The organism is Streptomyces sp. NPDC046900 (assembly GCF_040644975.1).
Taxonomy (GTDB): domain Bacteria; phylum Actinomycetota; class Actinomycetes; order Streptomycetales; family Streptomycetaceae; genus Streptomyces.
The window spans coordinates 1-15,131 of sequence record NZ_JBEYXD010000001.1 but is presented as its reverse complement, the minus strand read 5'-3'; the positions used below and the strand labels follow the sequence as shown (position 1 = coordinate 15,131).

Annotated in this window: 11 protein-coding genes; 3 read left to right on the top strand and 8 right to left on the bottom strand. The window is 70.7% G+C overall.

What is annotated here, in order from left to right; genetic code table 11:
* Positions 1 to 7: 7 nt before the first annotated feature.
* The 5 genes from glpK to ABZ904_RS00035 form a co-directional block, all read right to left on the bottom strand.
* Entirely contained in the window at positions 8 to 1,528 is a 1,521-nt protein-coding gene (gene glpK / locus ABZ904_RS00055) for a glycerol kinase GlpK (RefSeq protein WP_359397749.1), read from the bottom strand.
* Positions 1,529 to 1,549: 21 nt separating this feature from the next.
* Positions 1,550 to 1,894, bottom strand: coding sequence for an aquaporin (locus tag ABZ904_RS00050; protein ID WP_359397747.1), 345 nt, complete (start codon positions 1,892 to 1,894; stop codon positions 1,550 to 1,552).
* Positions 1,895 to 2,312: 418 nt separating this feature from the next.
* On the bottom strand, positions 2,313 to 3,953 hold the full coding sequence (locus tag ABZ904_RS00045; RefSeq protein WP_359397745.1) for a GGDEF domain-containing protein: 1,641 nt from the start codon (positions 3,951 to 3,953) through the stop codon (positions 2,313 to 2,315).
* 222 nt (positions 3,954 to 4,175) lie between these two features.
* The gene (locus ABZ904_RS00040; protein WP_361820234.1) at positions 4,176 to 5,366 is read right to left on the bottom strand and encodes a lipid-transfer protein; all 1,191 of its coding nucleotides are present in this window, start codon (positions 5,364 to 5,366) and stop codon (positions 4,176 to 4,178) included.
* Complete coding sequence (locus ABZ904_RS00035) at positions 5,363 to 5,788, bottom strand: zinc ribbon domain-containing protein (RefSeq protein ID WP_360992176.1); 426 nt, start codon at positions 5,786 to 5,788, stop codon at positions 5,363 to 5,365. Before ABZ904_RS00035 ends, ABZ904_RS00040 begins: the two co-directional genes overlap by 4 nt.
* Positions 5,789 to 6,112: 324 nt before the next feature.
* Here ABZ904_RS00035 and ABZ904_RS00030 point away from each other — a divergent pair, with 324 nt between their 5' ends.
* Positions 6,113 to 6,649 (top strand): NUDIX domain-containing protein, encoded by a 537-nt coding sequence (locus tag ABZ904_RS00030; RefSeq protein WP_361820231.1) that lies wholly within the window; start codon positions 6,113 to 6,115, stop codon positions 6,647 to 6,649.
* 148 nt (positions 6,650 to 6,797) lie between these two features.
* Here ABZ904_RS00030 and ABZ904_RS00025 read toward each other — a convergent pair whose 3' ends face one another.
* Positions 6,798 to 9,167 (bottom strand): glycoside hydrolase family 31 protein, encoded by a 2,370-nt coding sequence (locus ABZ904_RS00025; RefSeq protein ID WP_361820228.1) that lies wholly within the window; start codon positions 9,165 to 9,167, stop codon positions 6,798 to 6,800.
* A 213-nt stretch (positions 9,168 to 9,380) separates the two neighbouring features.
* Here ABZ904_RS00025 and ABZ904_RS00020 point away from each other — a divergent pair, with 213 nt between their 5' ends.
* Together ABZ904_RS00020 and ABZ904_RS00015 are read left to right on the top strand one after the other, a co-directional pair.
* Positions 9,381 to 11,348: an acetoacetate--CoA ligase gene (locus ABZ904_RS00020; RefSeq protein WP_361820225.1), complete on the top strand. Its 1,968-nt coding sequence runs from the start codon at positions 9,381 to 9,383 to the stop codon at positions 11,346 to 11,348.
* Positions 11,349 to 11,470: 122 nt separating this feature from the next.
* Positions 11,471 to 12,361, top strand: coding sequence for a hypothetical protein (locus ABZ904_RS00015; RefSeq protein ID WP_360992156.1), 891 nt, complete (start codon positions 11,471 to 11,473; stop codon positions 12,359 to 12,361).
* A gap of 160 nt (positions 12,362 to 12,521) precedes the next feature.
* Here the strand turns inward: ABZ904_RS00015 and ptsP are convergent, their stop codons facing one another.
* Both ptsP and ABZ904_RS00005 read right to left on the bottom strand, forming a co-directional pair.
* Positions 12,522 to 14,192 (bottom strand): phosphoenolpyruvate--protein phosphotransferase, encoded by a 1,671-nt coding sequence (gene ptsP / locus ABZ904_RS00010; RefSeq protein WP_359397736.1) that lies wholly within the window; start codon positions 14,190 to 14,192, stop codon positions 12,522 to 12,524.
* A 78-nt stretch (positions 14,193 to 14,270) separates the two neighbouring features.
* Positions 14,271 to 14,720, bottom strand: coding sequence for a PTS glucose transporter subunit IIA (locus tag ABZ904_RS00005; RefSeq protein WP_359397734.1), 450 nt, complete (start codon positions 14,718 to 14,720; stop codon positions 14,271 to 14,273).
* Between the last annotated feature and the right edge of the window lie 411 nt (positions 14,721 to 15,131).

Sequence of the window (15,131 nt, the reverse complement as noted above, 5' to 3'; positions counted from 1 at the left end):
GGGGAGATCAGCCCACCCCGTCCTCCTGCCATCCGAAGCTCTTCTCCACGGCCTTGCGCCAGTTGTGGTACTCGCGGTCGCGCTCCGGCGCCTGCATCGTGGGCGTCCACTCGACGTCCTTCTGCCAGTGCGACTTGAGCTCATCGAGGTCGTCCCACACTCCGGTCGCGAGGCCGGCCGCGTACGCGGCGCCCAGGCAGGTCGTCTCGGAGACCTCCGGGCGGATGACGGGGACGCCGAGCACATCCGCCTGGTGCTGCATGAGGAGGTTGTTCTTCGTCATGCCGCCGTCGACCTTCAGGCTGGTGATCTTCACCCCGGAGTCCTGGTACATGGCGTCCACGACCTCCCGCGTCTGCCAGCTCGTCGCCTCCAGCACCGCCCGCGCCATGTGTGCCTTGGTGACGTACCGGGTCAGGCCGGTGATCACACCCCGCGCGTCCGAGCGCCAGTAGGGGGCGAAAAGGCCGGAGAAAGCGGGCACGATGTACGCCCCGCCGTTGTCCTCGACGCTTGCCGCCAGGGTCTCGATCTCGTCCGCGGTACGGATGATCCCGAGCTGGTCGCGGAACCACTGCACCAGGGCGCCCGTGATCGCGATCGACCCCTCCAGGCAGTAGACGGGCGCCTCACCGCCGATCTTGTAGCCCATCGTCGTCAGCAGTCCGCTCTTGGACGGCACCGGACGGTTGCCGGTGTTGAGCAACAGGAAGCTGCCGGTGCCGTACGTGTTCTTGGCCGTGCCCACCTCGTAGCAGGCCTGCCCGAACACGGCCGCCTGCTGGTCGCCCAGCGCCGATGCCACGGGCACCCCCGCGAGCCCGCCGACGGCGGTGCCGTACACCTCGGCGGAGGACCTGATCTCCGGCAGCACCGATTCCGGGACGTTCATCGCGGACAGGATCGAGGGGTCCCACTGGAGTGTGTCCAGGTTCATCAGCATGGTCCGGCTCGCGTTGGTGACGTCGGTGACATGCCGTCCGCCGTCCGTGCCTCCGGTCAGGTTCCAGATGAGCCAGGAGTCGATGGTGCCGAAGGCGATCTCCCCGCGATCGGCGCGGGCCCTGAGACCGGGCACGTTGTCGAGCAGCCAGGCCACCTTGGGTCCGGAGAAGTAGCTGGCGAGGGGCAGTCCCGTCTCCTCGCGGAAACGGTCCTGCCCGTCGGAGTCGCCGAGTTCCCTGCACAGCGCGGCCGTCCGGGTGTCCTGCCAGACGACGGCGTTGTGCACCGGCTTGCCCGTGGCGCGGTCCCACAGGACCGTCGTCTCACGTTGGTTGGTGATGCCGAGCGCGCCGATCTGGTCGGCGCGCAGCCCGGCCTTGGCGATCGCGCCGGCGACCACCGCCTGCACCTTGGACCAGATCTCCGTGGCGTCGTGTTCCACCCAGCCGGGCTTGGGGAAGATCTGGCGGTGTTCGCGCTGGTCGACGGCGACGATCGCGCCGCTGCGGTCGAAGACGATGCAGCGGCTGGACGTGGTGCCCTGGTCGATCGCGGCGACGTACTTCTGGCCGTTGTCCGTCATGACGTCCCCTTCGTCAAAGGGTCAGGATGCTGCGTTGTGCACAAGGGCCGTGAGCGCCCCGCCGATCAGTGGTCGCACCATCGGTGTCCAGACACAACTCCGGCGCGGAGTCCCCCTCTCGGGGACCGGGAGCCGGTAGTGGGTGATGCACGGGCCGAGTTCGCGGGCGGGGTTGATCGCATGGCCGCTCGAGCGGGGCAGCGCCTCGTGCTCGTCGGCGCTGGTTCGGAACCGCGCGATGAGGACCCGGCCGGCGCCCTTGGCCTTCGAGCAGTCGAGGGTGACGGCGCCACGGACACCCGCGCCGAACAGGATGAGGACAGCCGATCCGATCAACTCGCCGACGAAGATGCCTTCTTGCGTCATGGCGGCTCCTGGCCCTCGCACGGGGCGGTTCCGCCCCGTGTCCGTCCTCCGTGCAGGGTGCGTTTCCCTTGGCGACTTCAGCCGAGGGCAGGAAAGGTCCCGCGCCCCGCCCGGCGTCCGCGACGAGCGTGCCTGCGCAGTGGAATCGCCTGTCATGGCTGACTCGTCGTACGGGCATGGACCTCAGGGGCGCACTACCCGAATACGGCCGAATGCGGCGATGCCGACTGACATCCGGAAGTTTTCACCGGCGTCCCGAGAGCGTCAAGGTCGGGGACGGGAATGCCTGAGGCAGGCAGCAGCGCTGCTGTGCGAACGCGGGCCGGGACACACACGATGGCGAGACGCAGGCCGCGCTGCCGCGGACTTCGGCACCGGAGAACGACGCGGATCTCCGCGACGCCCGGGACGAGGCCGGTCAGCCTCGCGCCGGACCACCGGCCCGGGCCGGCGCCGGGGTCACGCCGCGGCGGACCTCGTGCCCCGGCAGACCGGCCTGTCCGAAGACCCAACTAGCCCCGCTCAGCGCCTTCGCGGCTTGCTTCAGGGGCGCGAGACACGCCGCCGCCTGGCGGTGGTCGCTCACGCTTCCCGGTGCGCACAGGACCGTGGCCAGCGACAGGGTCACGGGGCGCCCGCCTGCCGACCAAGGCACGTCCAGTACTGAGGCCACGAGGCGATTGAGGCCTTCCAGATCAGCCAGCACCAGGAAGTCGTCCCCGCCGATGTGCCCGACGCGTGTGCTCCCCGACGCGGCCCCTTGCAGGGCCCGCCCCACCGCGCGGATCAGTTCGTCACCGGCAGCGAAGCCCGCCCCGTCGTTGACCTGCTTGAAGTGGTCCACGTCGAGCCAGCCCAGCGCGAACAACCGTCCGTCCGTGATCCGTCGGTCCACCTCGGCGGTGATCGCATCGGAACCGGGCAGCCGGGTCAGCGGATTGAGCCCCGCAGCCTCCTCCACCCGGCTCTCCGCCAGCGCTCGTACGAGGTCGGCGAGCCTGACGACGCCCACGCACCGCCTGGCCCGGTCGACCACCGCCACATCGTCGGAGGTACGGTCCCGCTCGCCGTCCGCCACCACGTCGAGCACCTCCCAGGCCGTGGCGTCGATGCCGACGGTGCGTGGGGGGTCGCCCAGCTTCGCGGCCGGACGGTCGGCGTACAGCGCATGGCCGTAGCGGCCTGACATCGACAGCAGGAAGCGTGAGCGGTGAATGGACCGGAGGGGCACCCCGGCCCGGTCCACCAGCAGTACGCCGGACACGTCGGGCGAGCCGGTCAGTCGCGCCCGCACCTGTGCGGCCGAGGCCGTGGCGGGCAACAGCGCGGCAGGCCGGACGTACTGCCGCACCGAAGGACCGGTGGGCGGTGCCGGTTCGGCCGAGGCGGGAAGCGGCGGAACGTATACGTCAGCGCCGGGACGCCGGGACGGCGGTGCGAACAGGTCGCCCTGGGCCAGTTGCGCGCCCGCCGATCTCACGGATTCGCACTGCAACTCCGTTTCCACGCCCTCGACCGACAAAAGCGCGCCGAGTTCCTCGCACAGCGTGCGCATGGCCCGCACCACGGCCGGGCGGGACAGCAGCGACACATCGAGCTTCACCACGTCCGGTGCCATGTCGGAGAGCAGCCGCAGCGGTATGTCGCCGTCGCCGACGCCGTCCGCGCAGATCCGGAAGCCTTCGCCGCGCAGCGCGTCGACAGCCTCCAGCAGGGCCCGGTGCGGCACGTGCGTGAACGGAGGAACGATGTCGATGGTCACCTCCCACGGCAGTCGGCCCGCTTCACGCACGGCGTTCCGTACTGCGGTGAGGCCACCGAGGTCGGCGAGAGTGCCGGCGAACACATTGACATGCAGCGGAAGCAGCGCCTCCCTGTGTGCCGCCGCGGCCACCGCCAACGCGGCCAGGTTCCCGTCGAGTTCGGGGTCGCGGCGGGCCTGGGCGAGGATGTCGCCGGTCTCCGGGCGTGCGAGGATCTCCAGCGCTGTGACCCCTCCGGTCGTCAGATTGACCACCGGCTGGAAAGCGAAGCGGAGAGTATCCGTCCAGGAGGGCACGGGAGCATAATGACGCCAACTGGGCACGCCGAGAAGCAGTTCACGACCTGTTCACACAGCATTCCCGGGTGAACACGGAGCGTGTGAACACCGGCGGCGGACGCAGTGAGGCCCAGGGACGCGTGAGGGACGTGGGTGACTGACGTACGTGGGTGCGTGATTGCCGTGGTCGCCGTGGCCCACGTCGACCGTTGTGACGCCGGTGCCCTGCGCCTCGCCCCCTCACCGCACCGCCACGACCGCGGACCCATGCCCGAACAGCCCCTGGTTCGCGGTGATCCCGGCCCGCGCACCGGCCACCTGCCGGTCGCCCGCCGCGCCACGCAACTGCCAGGTCAGCTCGCACACCTGGGCGATCGCCTGCGCCGGAACGGCTTCCCCGAAGGAGGCCAGTCCACCGCTGGTGTTGACGGGTATCCGTCCGCCCAGCGCAGTGGCCCCTTCCCGTAGCAGTTTGGCCGCCTCACCCTCCTGGCACAGCCCCAGATCCTCGTACCACTGCAACTCCAGGGCGGTGGACAGGTCGTAGACCTCGGCGAGGGAAAGGTCCTCGGGACCGATCCCTGCTTCCTCGTAGGCGTTCCGTGTGATCGAGGCACGGAACGTCTCGCCGGGGGGCTCCGCCCCCACCGCCGAGTCCGTCGCGATGTCGGGCAGGTCGAGCATGGTGTTCGGATAGCGCGGAGTCACCGTGGACACCGCGCGTATGCGCACCGGTTCCGGCATCCCGTGCCGTCGCGCGAACTCCAGGCTCGACAGGACCAGGGCCGCCCCGCCGTCCGATGTCGCGCAAATGTCGAGCAGTCGCAAGGGATCGGCGACCACCGCGGATGCGGCGACTTCCTCAGCGGTGACCGGCTGGCGGTAGCGGGCGTTGGGATTCAGGGCGCCCATGGCCGCGTTCTTCACTTTGACCTGGGCGAAGTCATCGACCGTGTCGCCGTGGACGGCCATCCGCCTGCGCGCGTACAGCCCGAAGTACACCGGATTCGTCGCTCCGAGGACCCGGAACCGCAGCCAGTCGGGATCGTCGGTCCGGTCACCGTCGGCGGGGCGGAAGAACCCCTTGGGCGCCGAGTCGGCCCCGACCACGAGCACCACCTCGGCGAGCCCCGAGAGGATCTGCGCCCGCGCCGTGTCGAGTGCCTGCGCCCCCGATGCGCACGCCGCGTACACGCTCGCCACCCGTGCTCCCTGCCAGCCGAGAGCCTTGGCGAACGTCGCGCCCGCGACATACCCGGGATAGCCGCCCCGCACCGTGTCCGCGCCCACGATCGAACCGACGTCCCGCCAGTCGACTCCCGCGTCGGCGAGCGCCGCGCGCGCCGCCGCCGTCCCGTACGCGACGAAACTCCGCCCCCATTTGCCCCAGGGATGCATGCCCGCACCGAGGACCGCCACATCCTCCGTCATATCGCCACCCCCGTCGGCCGCCAGTGCCATGTCGTCCACGTCGTCTCCGCGTCCTCGCTCAGCACACCGGGGACGACCTCGACCTGACCGCCCACCTCCAGATCGGCGACGGTCACCCCCGGGACCGCCTGCCCGAGCACCACGATGCGCTCCGCTTCCAGTTCCACCGCGACCAACGTGCAGGGCTCCCACGGAAGTTCCGGATTGGTCACATAGGGTGACGGAGGACGGTACTGGGAATCGGTGTATGACCAGATTCGCCCGTACCTGGACAGTCGCACAGTGTGGAGCTGACCGTCGGGGCAGCCCGGGTTGCGGCAGAAGGTGTCCTCTCGCGGAAAGAACACCGACCCGCAGGCGGAGCACCGTGTGCCGACGAGGTGGAAGTCCTTCCCCTCGCCGGCGAACCAACCCGCCACCACGGGTGTGCGGACACGCGACATGGTCCCTCCCGAGTTATCTGACGGAACGTCAGGAGTGTGTCACGGCCGACCGGAAAGCGGCAGGCATCGCGAAGAACCGCACGCGCCCCTGCCGACGTCGGACCAGAGATGGGAGCGGCCGGGGCCCACGGGGGTGGTTCCGGCCGTCCCGGTCCTCGACCGGGCCGAATGCCCTTGTGAGGCGGGGCGGAAAAGGCACACACCGCGACACCCCGCCCACACCGACGCCGCTTCGGCCTCCGCATGGCCCTGCCGCGCCGCCCCCGGAAGACGCCCTCCCCGTGATCGGATACAGTCCGCCCCGTGTCCGAATCTCCGTTCGCATCCGCCGACTCCGTGCCGGGCTCGCACTGTTCGAGCTGCGGAGCGCCCTACGGCGAGGGCGTCTCCGACTGGCCCCGCACCTGCACCGCCTGTGGCACGGTCGCCTATCGCAATCCGCTGCCCGTGGCGGTGGCCCTCCAGCCCGTGTACGACACCAAGGGAACAGCCCTGGTGGTCATCACCCGAACCATTCCTCCCGCCCGCGGCGGTACCGCCCTGCCCGGGGGCTTCATCGAGTACCGCGAGGACTGGCGGAACGCCGTCGTCCGGGAACTCAAGGAGGAGACGGGCATCGACGCGGCCGCCCGCGATGTGCGGCTCGTCGACGCGATGAGCTCGCCCGACGGCCACCTCCTGCTGTTCGGGCTGCTCCCCGAGCGCCCGGCCGCCGACCTCCCGCCGTCCGCCGGCACGGACGAGACGGAGGGCTGGCACCTCCTGCGCCGTCCGGCCGAACTCGCCTTCCCGCTGCACACGCTCGTCGTACAGGGATGGTTCCAGGGCCGCTACGTGTGAGACACGGGCGGGACGGCCCCCGAGCACGTCCCGCCCGGACCGAACCGCCAGGCAGCGCGGGCGGTTACCGCTCGACTCGCACACGCCGGGAACGACGCGCCCGCTGGCCGGCACGCGGCGGAGACACCACGCGCGCATGCCGCCCGGCTCACCCGGTGCGCGGGCCTCGTAGGCGAACCGGATACGTCGGCTCGTCCTTGCCGTCGTCACCGTCCCGCCGGACCACCACCTTCCGGCCCTTCCACCGGGTCACATACCGTTCCGTGGCCGCCTCGGCCGCCCATCCGTCGCCCGGGTCCGGCACCACCACCCCGCTCCCCGAACGTCCCCGTGCGGGTGCCCACACCTCCAACTCCAGACCGCCGTCCTCGGCCCGCACCGGCAGGACGGCTCCCGCGCGGGCGAGCACCGGAATCCGGCCCAAGGGGGCATCGATCCGCACATGTCCCGGCCCTTGGTACGCCTCTTCGGTCGTCGTGTCGTACCACCGGCCCCGCGGCAGGACCACCGTCCGCCGGCGCGCTCCGGGCTCCAGTACCGGAGCCACCAGGAGGCTGTCGCCCAGCAGGAAGGCGTCCTCGCAGTCCCTCAGCGCCCGGTCCTCGGGCGTGCCCCACCACAGCGGCCGCACATAGGGGGCGCCCGTGCGGCGCGCCATGTGCGCCAGCGTGACGAAGTACGGCAGCAGCCGCCGCCGCTCGACGAGCGCCACGCGCGCGTGCTCGAGGACCTCGTCGCCGAACTCCCAGGGCTCCCGGCGGCCGGCCCGCAGACTCGCGTGCGTACGGAACAGCGGCAGATACGAGGCGAGCTGGAACCAGCGCAGATACAGCTCGGGCGACGGAGTCCCGTCGAAGCCGCCCACATCCGGCCCGGAGTACGGGATGCCGCACAGACCCAGCCCCACCACCAGCGCCAGTGAGGCCCGCAGGCCGGGCCAGCCCGTGGCCACGTCCCCGGACCACGTTCCTCCGTAGCGCTGCATCCCTGCCCATCCCGAGCGCGAGAAGAGAAACGGTCTCTCGTGCGGGACGAGTCGGCGAAGCCCCTCATGTGCGGCCCGGGCCATGCACAGGCCGTACACGTTGTGGGCCTCCCGGTGGTCACCGCCACGGCCCTCCAGCGCGTGCCGGGCCGATCGGGGCAGGGTGTTCTCGCCGAAGGCCGTGAAGGACACCGGTTCGTTCATGTCGTGCCAGAAACCCCCGAAGCCCTGCGCGAGGCGCTCTTCGTAGAGACCGCCCCACCACTGCCGCACACGGGGGTCCGTGAAATCCGGGTAGACCACCTCGCCGGGCCACACCACCCCTTTCACGAGCCGGCCCGCCGCGTCCCGGACGAACGCGTCCTCGCCACTTCCACTCTCGTAGACGGCGTTGCCCGCGACGGCCTCGACCGCAGGGTCGACGATCGACACCAGACGGATCCCGTCCTGGCGCAGGTCCTCGGCGAGCGCCGGCAGCTTCGGGAAGCGGTCCCGGTCGACCGTGAACACGCGGTGGCCGTCGTAGTGGTCGATGTCCAGATGGACGGCGTCGAGGGGAAGCGCGCGCTCCCGGTAGCCCGCGACGATCCGGCGCACTTCGTGCTCGCTGCCGAAACCCCAGCGCGCATGATGGTGCCCGAGCGCCCAGGCCGGCGGAGCGGCGGGCGCCCCGGTCAGTGACGCCCAGACGAGCAGCACGCGCGCGGGGGTGCCCACCATGACCCAGCACCGCAGCGGTCCGCCGTCCATCCGCAGCTCACTGGCGCCCGCCCGGTCGTGCCCGGAGCCCGCGCCCTCCTCGCCCTCCCGCAGCGTCACCGTGCCGTCCCAGGTGGTGTCGTGGAACACCAGATGTGTGGCCGCGTCGGCGACCACCATCTGCACCGGCATGGTGATGTACAGCGGGTCGTCGCCGGGCCCGAAGGGCTGTCCCGGATCCGTGTTCCACAGCCGGTACGTCCCGTTGCGCAGCCGTGGTCCCGACGCCCGGCCGCCGAGCCCGAAGAACCGTGCGTCCGGCGCCACTTCGGACCGCTGCATCCAGCGGGCGACGCCGCCGTTCACGGGCTCCCACCACCGGGGCGCGAGATCGCGGCGCAGGGTCACTCCGCCCGGCGTGCGTACCTCGATGGCGCCGTGCCGTGAGACCGCGACCGTGACGCGCTCCGCCACGACCCGCCAGCCGCCGTCCTTGTCGGGCTCCAGTACGGCCCGCGGATCGGGCTCGGGAGTGCGGTCGGCGAGTGCGTACGACGGCTCGGGCCCGGCTCCGTCCCAACCCCAGAACACCGCTCCGTTCACGGCCACCGTGATGCGCAGCTCGGCCCGGGCGAACCGTACGAGACCGCCGCCGGGTCCAGGCTTCACGTCCCGCACGGGACCGGGGACCCGGGCCCGTTCCGCACCCCGTCGCGGCAACCCGGTGGCGTCGGTACGCCTCCTGCGCCATGCGGCGCGAACTGTGCGCAAGCCCTGCGCCGCACCCCCCGAACCGACCGCCTTCACCGAACGCACCAGGTCACGACCGTCCATACTGCTCACCCTGCCATTGACATCCCCGTTGAGGTGTGCCGTTCAACTGCCGTTCACCAGTGGTCAGAGCACATCTTCACGCTGGCGGCTATGTGTGGCGCACCCTGGTGCAGAAGTCGATCACATGGCATCGTCCGTGTCATCCGCGTGACGCGCACACCCCAGCCCGTGCGCGGTCCACGCACACGACGCGCACAGCCCGGGAGCCGCCCCATGACCTCAGCGAACCTCAAGCCGCTCTGGCAGCCCGACGCCGACCGCATCGCCCGGGCGCAGATCACCAGGTTCCAGGCCTGGGCGGCCGAGCACCACGGAGCACCCGCCGAGGGCGGTTACCCGGCCCTGCACCGCTGGTCGGTGGACGAGCTGGACACGTTCTGGAAGGCCGTCACGGAGTGGTTCGACGTACGGTTCTCCACCCCCTACGCGCGCGTGCTCGGCAGCCGCACCATGCCCGGCGCCGAGTGGTTCCCCGGGGCGACCCTCAACTACGCCGAACACGCCCTGCGCGCGTCCGCGACCCGGGCCGACGAGCCGGCTCTCGTGGCCGTCGACGAGACGCAGGAGCCGCGCCCCGTCACGTGGTCCGAACTGCGGCGCCAGGTGGGCTCCCTCGCCGCGGAACTCCGTGCCCTCGGCGTGCGGCCAGGGGACCGCGTGAGCGGCTATCTCCCGAACATCCCGCAGGCAGTCGTCGCCCTCCTCGCCACGGCAGCGGTCGGCGGCGTGTGGACCTCCTGCGCGCCGGACTTCGGTGCCCGCAGTGTCCTGGATCGCTTCCAGCAGGTCGAACCGGTCGTCCTGTTCACGGTCGACGGCTACCGCTACGGCGGCAAGGAGCACGACCGCCGCGAGATCGTCGCCGAGCTGCGCCGGGAACTGCCCACCCTGCGCGCGGTCGTCCACATCCCGCTGCTCGGCACCGAGGCCCCCGAAGGCGCCCTGGAGTGGTCGTCGCTGACCTCGGCCGACGCCGAGCCGGTCTTCGAACAGGTCCCGTTCGACCACCCGCTGTGGGTGCTGTACTCCTCGGGCACCACCGGCCTGCCCAAGGCCATCGTGCAGTCCCAGGGCGGCATCCTGATCGAGCACCTCAAGCAGCTCGGCCTGCACTGCGACCTCAGCGCCCAGGACCGGTTCTTCTGGTACACCTCGACCGGCTGGATGATGTGGAACTTCCTGGTCTCCGGCCTGCTCACGGGCACCACCATCGTTCTGTACGACGGCAGCCCCGGCTACCCCGACACCGGCGCCCAGTGGCGCATCGCCGAACGCACCGGCGCGACCCTCTACGGCACCTCCGCCGCCTACGTCATGGCCTGCCGCAAGGCCGGCGTGCATCCGGGCCGAGACTTCGACCTCTCCCGCGTGCAGTGCGTGGCCACGACCGGCTCGCCGCTGCCGCCCGACGGCTTCGGCTGGCTCCACGAGGAGGTCCGCGACGATCTCTGGATCGCCTCCGTCAGCGGCGGCACGGATGTGTGCTCCTGCTTCGCGGGAGCCGTGCCGACCCTCCCCGTCTACATCGGCGAACTCCAGGCGCCCGGCCTCGGCACCGATCTGCAGGCCTGGGACCCCAGCGGCAAGCCCGTGATCGACGAGGTCGGCGAGCTGGTGGTCACCAACCCGATGCCCTCCATGCCGATCCGCTTCTGGAACGACCCCGACGGCAGCCGCTACCACGACAGCTACTTCGACATGTATCCAGGAGTCTGGCGGCACGGGGACTGGATCACGGTCACCTCCCGCGGATCCGTGATCATCCACGGCCGCTCCGACTCCACACTGAACCGCCAAGGCGTCCGCATGGGCTCGGCCGACATCTATGAGGCCGTCGAGCGTCTCCCCGAGATCAAGGAGTCCCTCGTCATCGGCATCGAGCAGCCCGACGGCGGCTACTGGATGCCCCTCTTCGTCCAGCTGTCGCCCGGAGCCGCCCTGGACGAATCCCTCCTGAACCGCATCAAGCAGACCATCCGCGAACAGCTCTCACCACGCCACGTCCCCGACGAGATCATCGAGGTCCCCGGCGTCCCGCACACCCTGACCGGCAAGCGCATCGAGGTCCCCGTCAAGCGCCTGCTGCAGGGCACACCGCTGGAGAAGGCGGTCAACCCGGGCTCCATCGACAATCTCGAACTGCTGCACTTCTACGAGGAACTGGCTCGAAAGCGCCCCTGACGCCCTCCGCGGCGGACACGACGAAACCCCGCGGCGGCGGCTGGGCAACCGCGGGGGTGCGGCGTTGTCAGTGGTCCCCATTACTGTGAGTGACGATCGATCAACTGCATGTAGGGGGAACCATGCCGCACACCGACCGGACCATGCGACACGTCCTGCGCCGCGAAATCGCGGGCACGATCGGGCTGTTGACCGACGAACACGATTTCACCGCGATGCGGCGGTACCGCACCTTCACCTTCGACGACCACACGACCTACCTCCGGCAGGTGGAAGCCCTGCTCAGGACCCTCGCGGAAGAGGGCAGCCACACCGCGGTCGCCCTCTTCGACCCGGAGGAGTACGCGGAGTTCTGCGCCGAGACCGGCCTGGAGCCGGACGCGCAGGCCAGCCGCGCCCGCTTCACGGCCGAACTGGCCGCCACAGGACCGACCATCCCCTACGACGGGCAGCCACTGGCCGAACTCCTCCCGGACCTGGTCGACGAAGCCGTACGCCAGGCCACCTGGCAGTACGCCACCACGGTCCTCGCCCGGCTCGGCGCCTGTGCCTCCTGCGGCGAGGACATCGGACGCACCGCCTTCGCACAGGCCTCCCAGCTCCTCACCCGCATCCTCGACACCGCCGGCCCCGGCCACCGCCACCTGGTCTGCAGTGTCTCGGCCCCGGCGGAAACCCTCCTCGCGGTGCTCCACGCCGACGAGGACCCCGACGGAACCACGCGCCTCGACGAGTCGGAGGCCCTGGAGTTCACCAGCGTCCTCGCTCTCGGCATCGCCACCCGCAGCGCCGGCGGACTCGTCATGCGGACCACCGCGCCCGACGGGACGGACCGTGTCTACGGCTGGCGTCTGCGGGGCGAAGGCCTGGAACCGCTCACCGCGGGAGAGGTCTTCGACGCCTACTGCACCGATGTCGAATCCGGCGACCTCGTCTCCCCGGAATCCGGCGTGGACTACTGCGCTCCACCGGATCTCGGGGACTACGGACCCCCGACGGGCCATACCCACTGAACTGGCGCGGGGGCAACCGATGACGAGCGTGTGAGGGGAAGCGGAGCAGCCCGTCGGAGCCGTGAGCGCTCAGCGAGGGGGGAGGCTGAACGGCCGAGGGGCACCCCATCAGCAGATGGAGCGCCCCTCGCCGCACGCGGGTGAGTCCCGCCGTCCCGGATCACTCGCCGGACAGCACCGCCTGAGCCGCGAGGCGCGCCTCATCGGCAGAGTCCGCGGCACGCGCGGCCGCAGCGGCGCGTTCGCACTGAGCCATCGTGTACTTCGCCAGGGTCGCCCGGACATAGGGAAGCGACGCGGCACCCATGGACAAGGAGGTAACGCCCAGACCGGTCAGCACACACGCCAGCAGCGGGTCCGACGCGGCCTCGCCGCAGACGCCGCAGCTCTTGCCCTCGGCCTTCGCCGCCTCCGCGGACAGCGCGACCAGGTCGAGCAGCGCGGGCTGCCACGGGTCCTGCAGACGCGAGACCGCGCCCACCTGGCGGTCCGCGGCGAACGTGTACTGCGCGAGGTCGTTCGTGCCCAGCGACAGGAACTCGACCTCCTGGAGGATCGAGCGCGCCCGCAGCGCCGCCGAGGGGATCTCCACCATGGCGCCGAACTTGGCCTGCAGCCCGGCCTCACGGCAGGCGTCCGCGAACGCCTTCGCGTCGGTGCGGTCGGCGACCATGGGCGCCATGACCTCGAGGTAGACCGGGAGACCCTCCGCGGCCTTCGCGAGTGCGGTCAGCTGCGTACGCAGCACCTCGGGGTGATCGAGCAGCGTGCGCAGACCGCGCACACCGAGCGCCGGGTTCGGCTCGTCCGCCGGGGTCAGGAAGTCCAACGGCTTGTCCGCACCCGCGTCGAGCACACGCACTACGACACGGCCCTCGGGGAAGGCCTCGAGGACCTGGCGGTAGGCCTCGATCTGCTTCTCCTCGGACGGCGCGTTCTTGTTGTCGTCCAGGAACAGGAACTCCGTGCGGAACAGACCGACACCCTCGGCCCCGGCCTCGAGAGCGGCCGGCACGTCCGCCGGACCGCCGACGTTCGCGAGCAGAGGCACCTTGTGACCGTCGGCCGTGGCACCCGGCCCGGTCGAGGCGGCCAGAGCGGCCTTGCGCTCGGCGGCCGCGGCCTCGAGCTGCGCCCTCTTCTCGGCGCTCGGATTCACGAAGATGTCACCGGTGCTGCCGTCGACGGCGACCACAGTGCCCTCGGCGAGCTCACCCGCCCCCGGGAGCGCCACGACGGCCGGGACCCCGAGAGCCCGGGCCAGAATCGCGCTGTGGCTGGTCGGGCCGCCCTCTTCGGTGACGAAGCCGAGAACCAGGGCCGGGTCCAGCAGGGCGGTGTCCGCCGGCGCCAGGTCACGAGCGACCAGGACGTACGGCTCGTCGCTGTCCGGTACGCCGGGCATCGGCACCCCGAGCAGGCGGGCGACGATACGGTTCCGCACATCGTCGAGGTCGGCCACGCGCCCGGCCAGGTACTCCCCGGCGTTCGCCAGCAGCTCGCGGTACGAGGCGAACGCGTCGTACACCGCGCGTTCCGCCGTGCTGCCGACGGCGACACGACGCTCCACATCGGCCATCAGCTCGGGGTCCTGCGCCATCAGCGCCTGGGCCTCCAGCACCGCCTGGGCCTCGCCCCCCGCCAGGTTGCCCCGGGCTATGAGGTCGGCAGCCACAGCGTCCACGGCCTGTCGTGCGCGGCCCTGTTCACGCTCCGCGTCCTCCACCGGAATCTGCTTCGCCGGGGGTTCCAGTACTGCCGTCCCCATGTGCCGGACCTCGCCGATCGCCACCCCGTGGCTCACACCGACGCCTCGCAGCGTTGTCTCCATCTCACCCGTCTCCGAATCATGCGGCAGGTCCCGCCACCGCGCTGGTTGTCTGTAATGCCGTTCAGAACGGCGCCGGCATCACTGCCAGGAGAAGAGCTGGTCGCCCGCCTTCACGTCGCCGTCCTCACGGAGACCGGAGAGGGATTCGGCCGTCGCCTCGAGCGCCACCACAGGGCACACCGGAGACTTGCCGGCCTTTTCGACGGCGGCCGGGTTCCAGCGCACGATCGCCTGACCGCGCGTGACGGTGTCGCCCTTGTTGACGAGCAGCTCGAAGCCCTCACCGTTCAGCTGGACCGTGTCGATGCCCAGGTGGGTCAGCACACCATGGCCCTCTCCGTCCACAACGACGAAGGCATGCGCGTGGAGCGAGATGATCACACCGTCCACGGGAGCGACGGCCTCCGAGGGCTCGCGCGCGGGGTCGATCGCCATGCCGGGCCCGACCATCGCTCCTGAGAAGACGGGGTCGGGCACTGCGGCCAGCGCGATCGCGCGTCCAGCGATAGGGGACGTCACGGTGGTCATGGGAAGCCTCCCGGGGGGGTGGAGATCCGAATGGGCCGTCACTGCCTGTCCCGGACGGCGCACTGGGCAGCAGGGTATGTCATATGAAGTGCCGGTTCCGCATGAGACGGAGGGGTTCAAGACCCTCGACAACGGCCCGGACGGTTTGCGCCCGGCTCAGGCTGCGTGTACAGTCGTGTCCCTGCCTGCGGCGGACTGACGCGGCCAAGCGTCGTTGCCCGGCAGCACCCAAACTTTGTCGGATCCTATCTCGGGGTCCCGTTCTGCATGTCTGCGGGGCGGTGGTCAGGGAGACGGAAAATCACTGATAGAGTTTGAAACACCGAAGGGAAGCGCCCGGAGGAAAGCCCGAGAGGGTGAGTACGAAGGAAGCGTCCGTTCCTTGAGAACTCAACAGCGTGCCAAAAGTCA

What these genes read in the sequence shown, in the direction of transcription:
- glpK (WP_359397749.1), bottom strand. Translation starts at nt 1,528, where the DNA reads ATGACGGACAACGGCCAGAAGTACGTCGCCGCGATCGACCAGGGCACC.
- ABZ904_RS00050 (WP_359397747.1), bottom strand. Translation starts at nt 1,894, where the DNA reads ATGACGCAAGAAGGCATCTTCGTCGGCGAGTTGATCGGATCGGCTGTC.
- ABZ904_RS00040 (WP_361820234.1), bottom strand. Translation starts at nt 5,366, where the DNA reads ATGACGGAGGATGTGGCGGTCCTCGGTGCGGGCATGCATCCCTGGGGC.
- ABZ904_RS00025 (WP_361820228.1), bottom strand. Translation starts at nt 9,167, where the DNA reads ATGGACGGTCGTGACCTGGTGCGTTCGGTGAAGGCGGTCGGTTCGGGG.
- ABZ904_RS00020 (WP_361820225.1), top strand. Translation starts at nt 9,381, where the DNA reads ATGACCTCAGCGAACCTCAAGCCGCTCTGGCAGCCCGACGCCGACCGC.
- ABZ904_RS00015 (WP_360992156.1), top strand. Translation starts at nt 11,471, where the DNA reads ATGCCGCACACCGACCGGACCATGCGACACGTCCTGCGCCGCGAAATC.
- ptsP (WP_359397736.1), bottom strand. Translation starts at nt 14,192, where the DNA reads ATGGAGACAACGCTGCGAGGCGTCGGTGTGAGCCACGGGGTGGCGATC.
- ABZ904_RS00005 (WP_359397734.1), bottom strand. Translation starts at nt 14,720, where the DNA reads ATGACCACCGTGACGTCCCCTATCGCTGGACGCGCGATCGCGCTGGCC.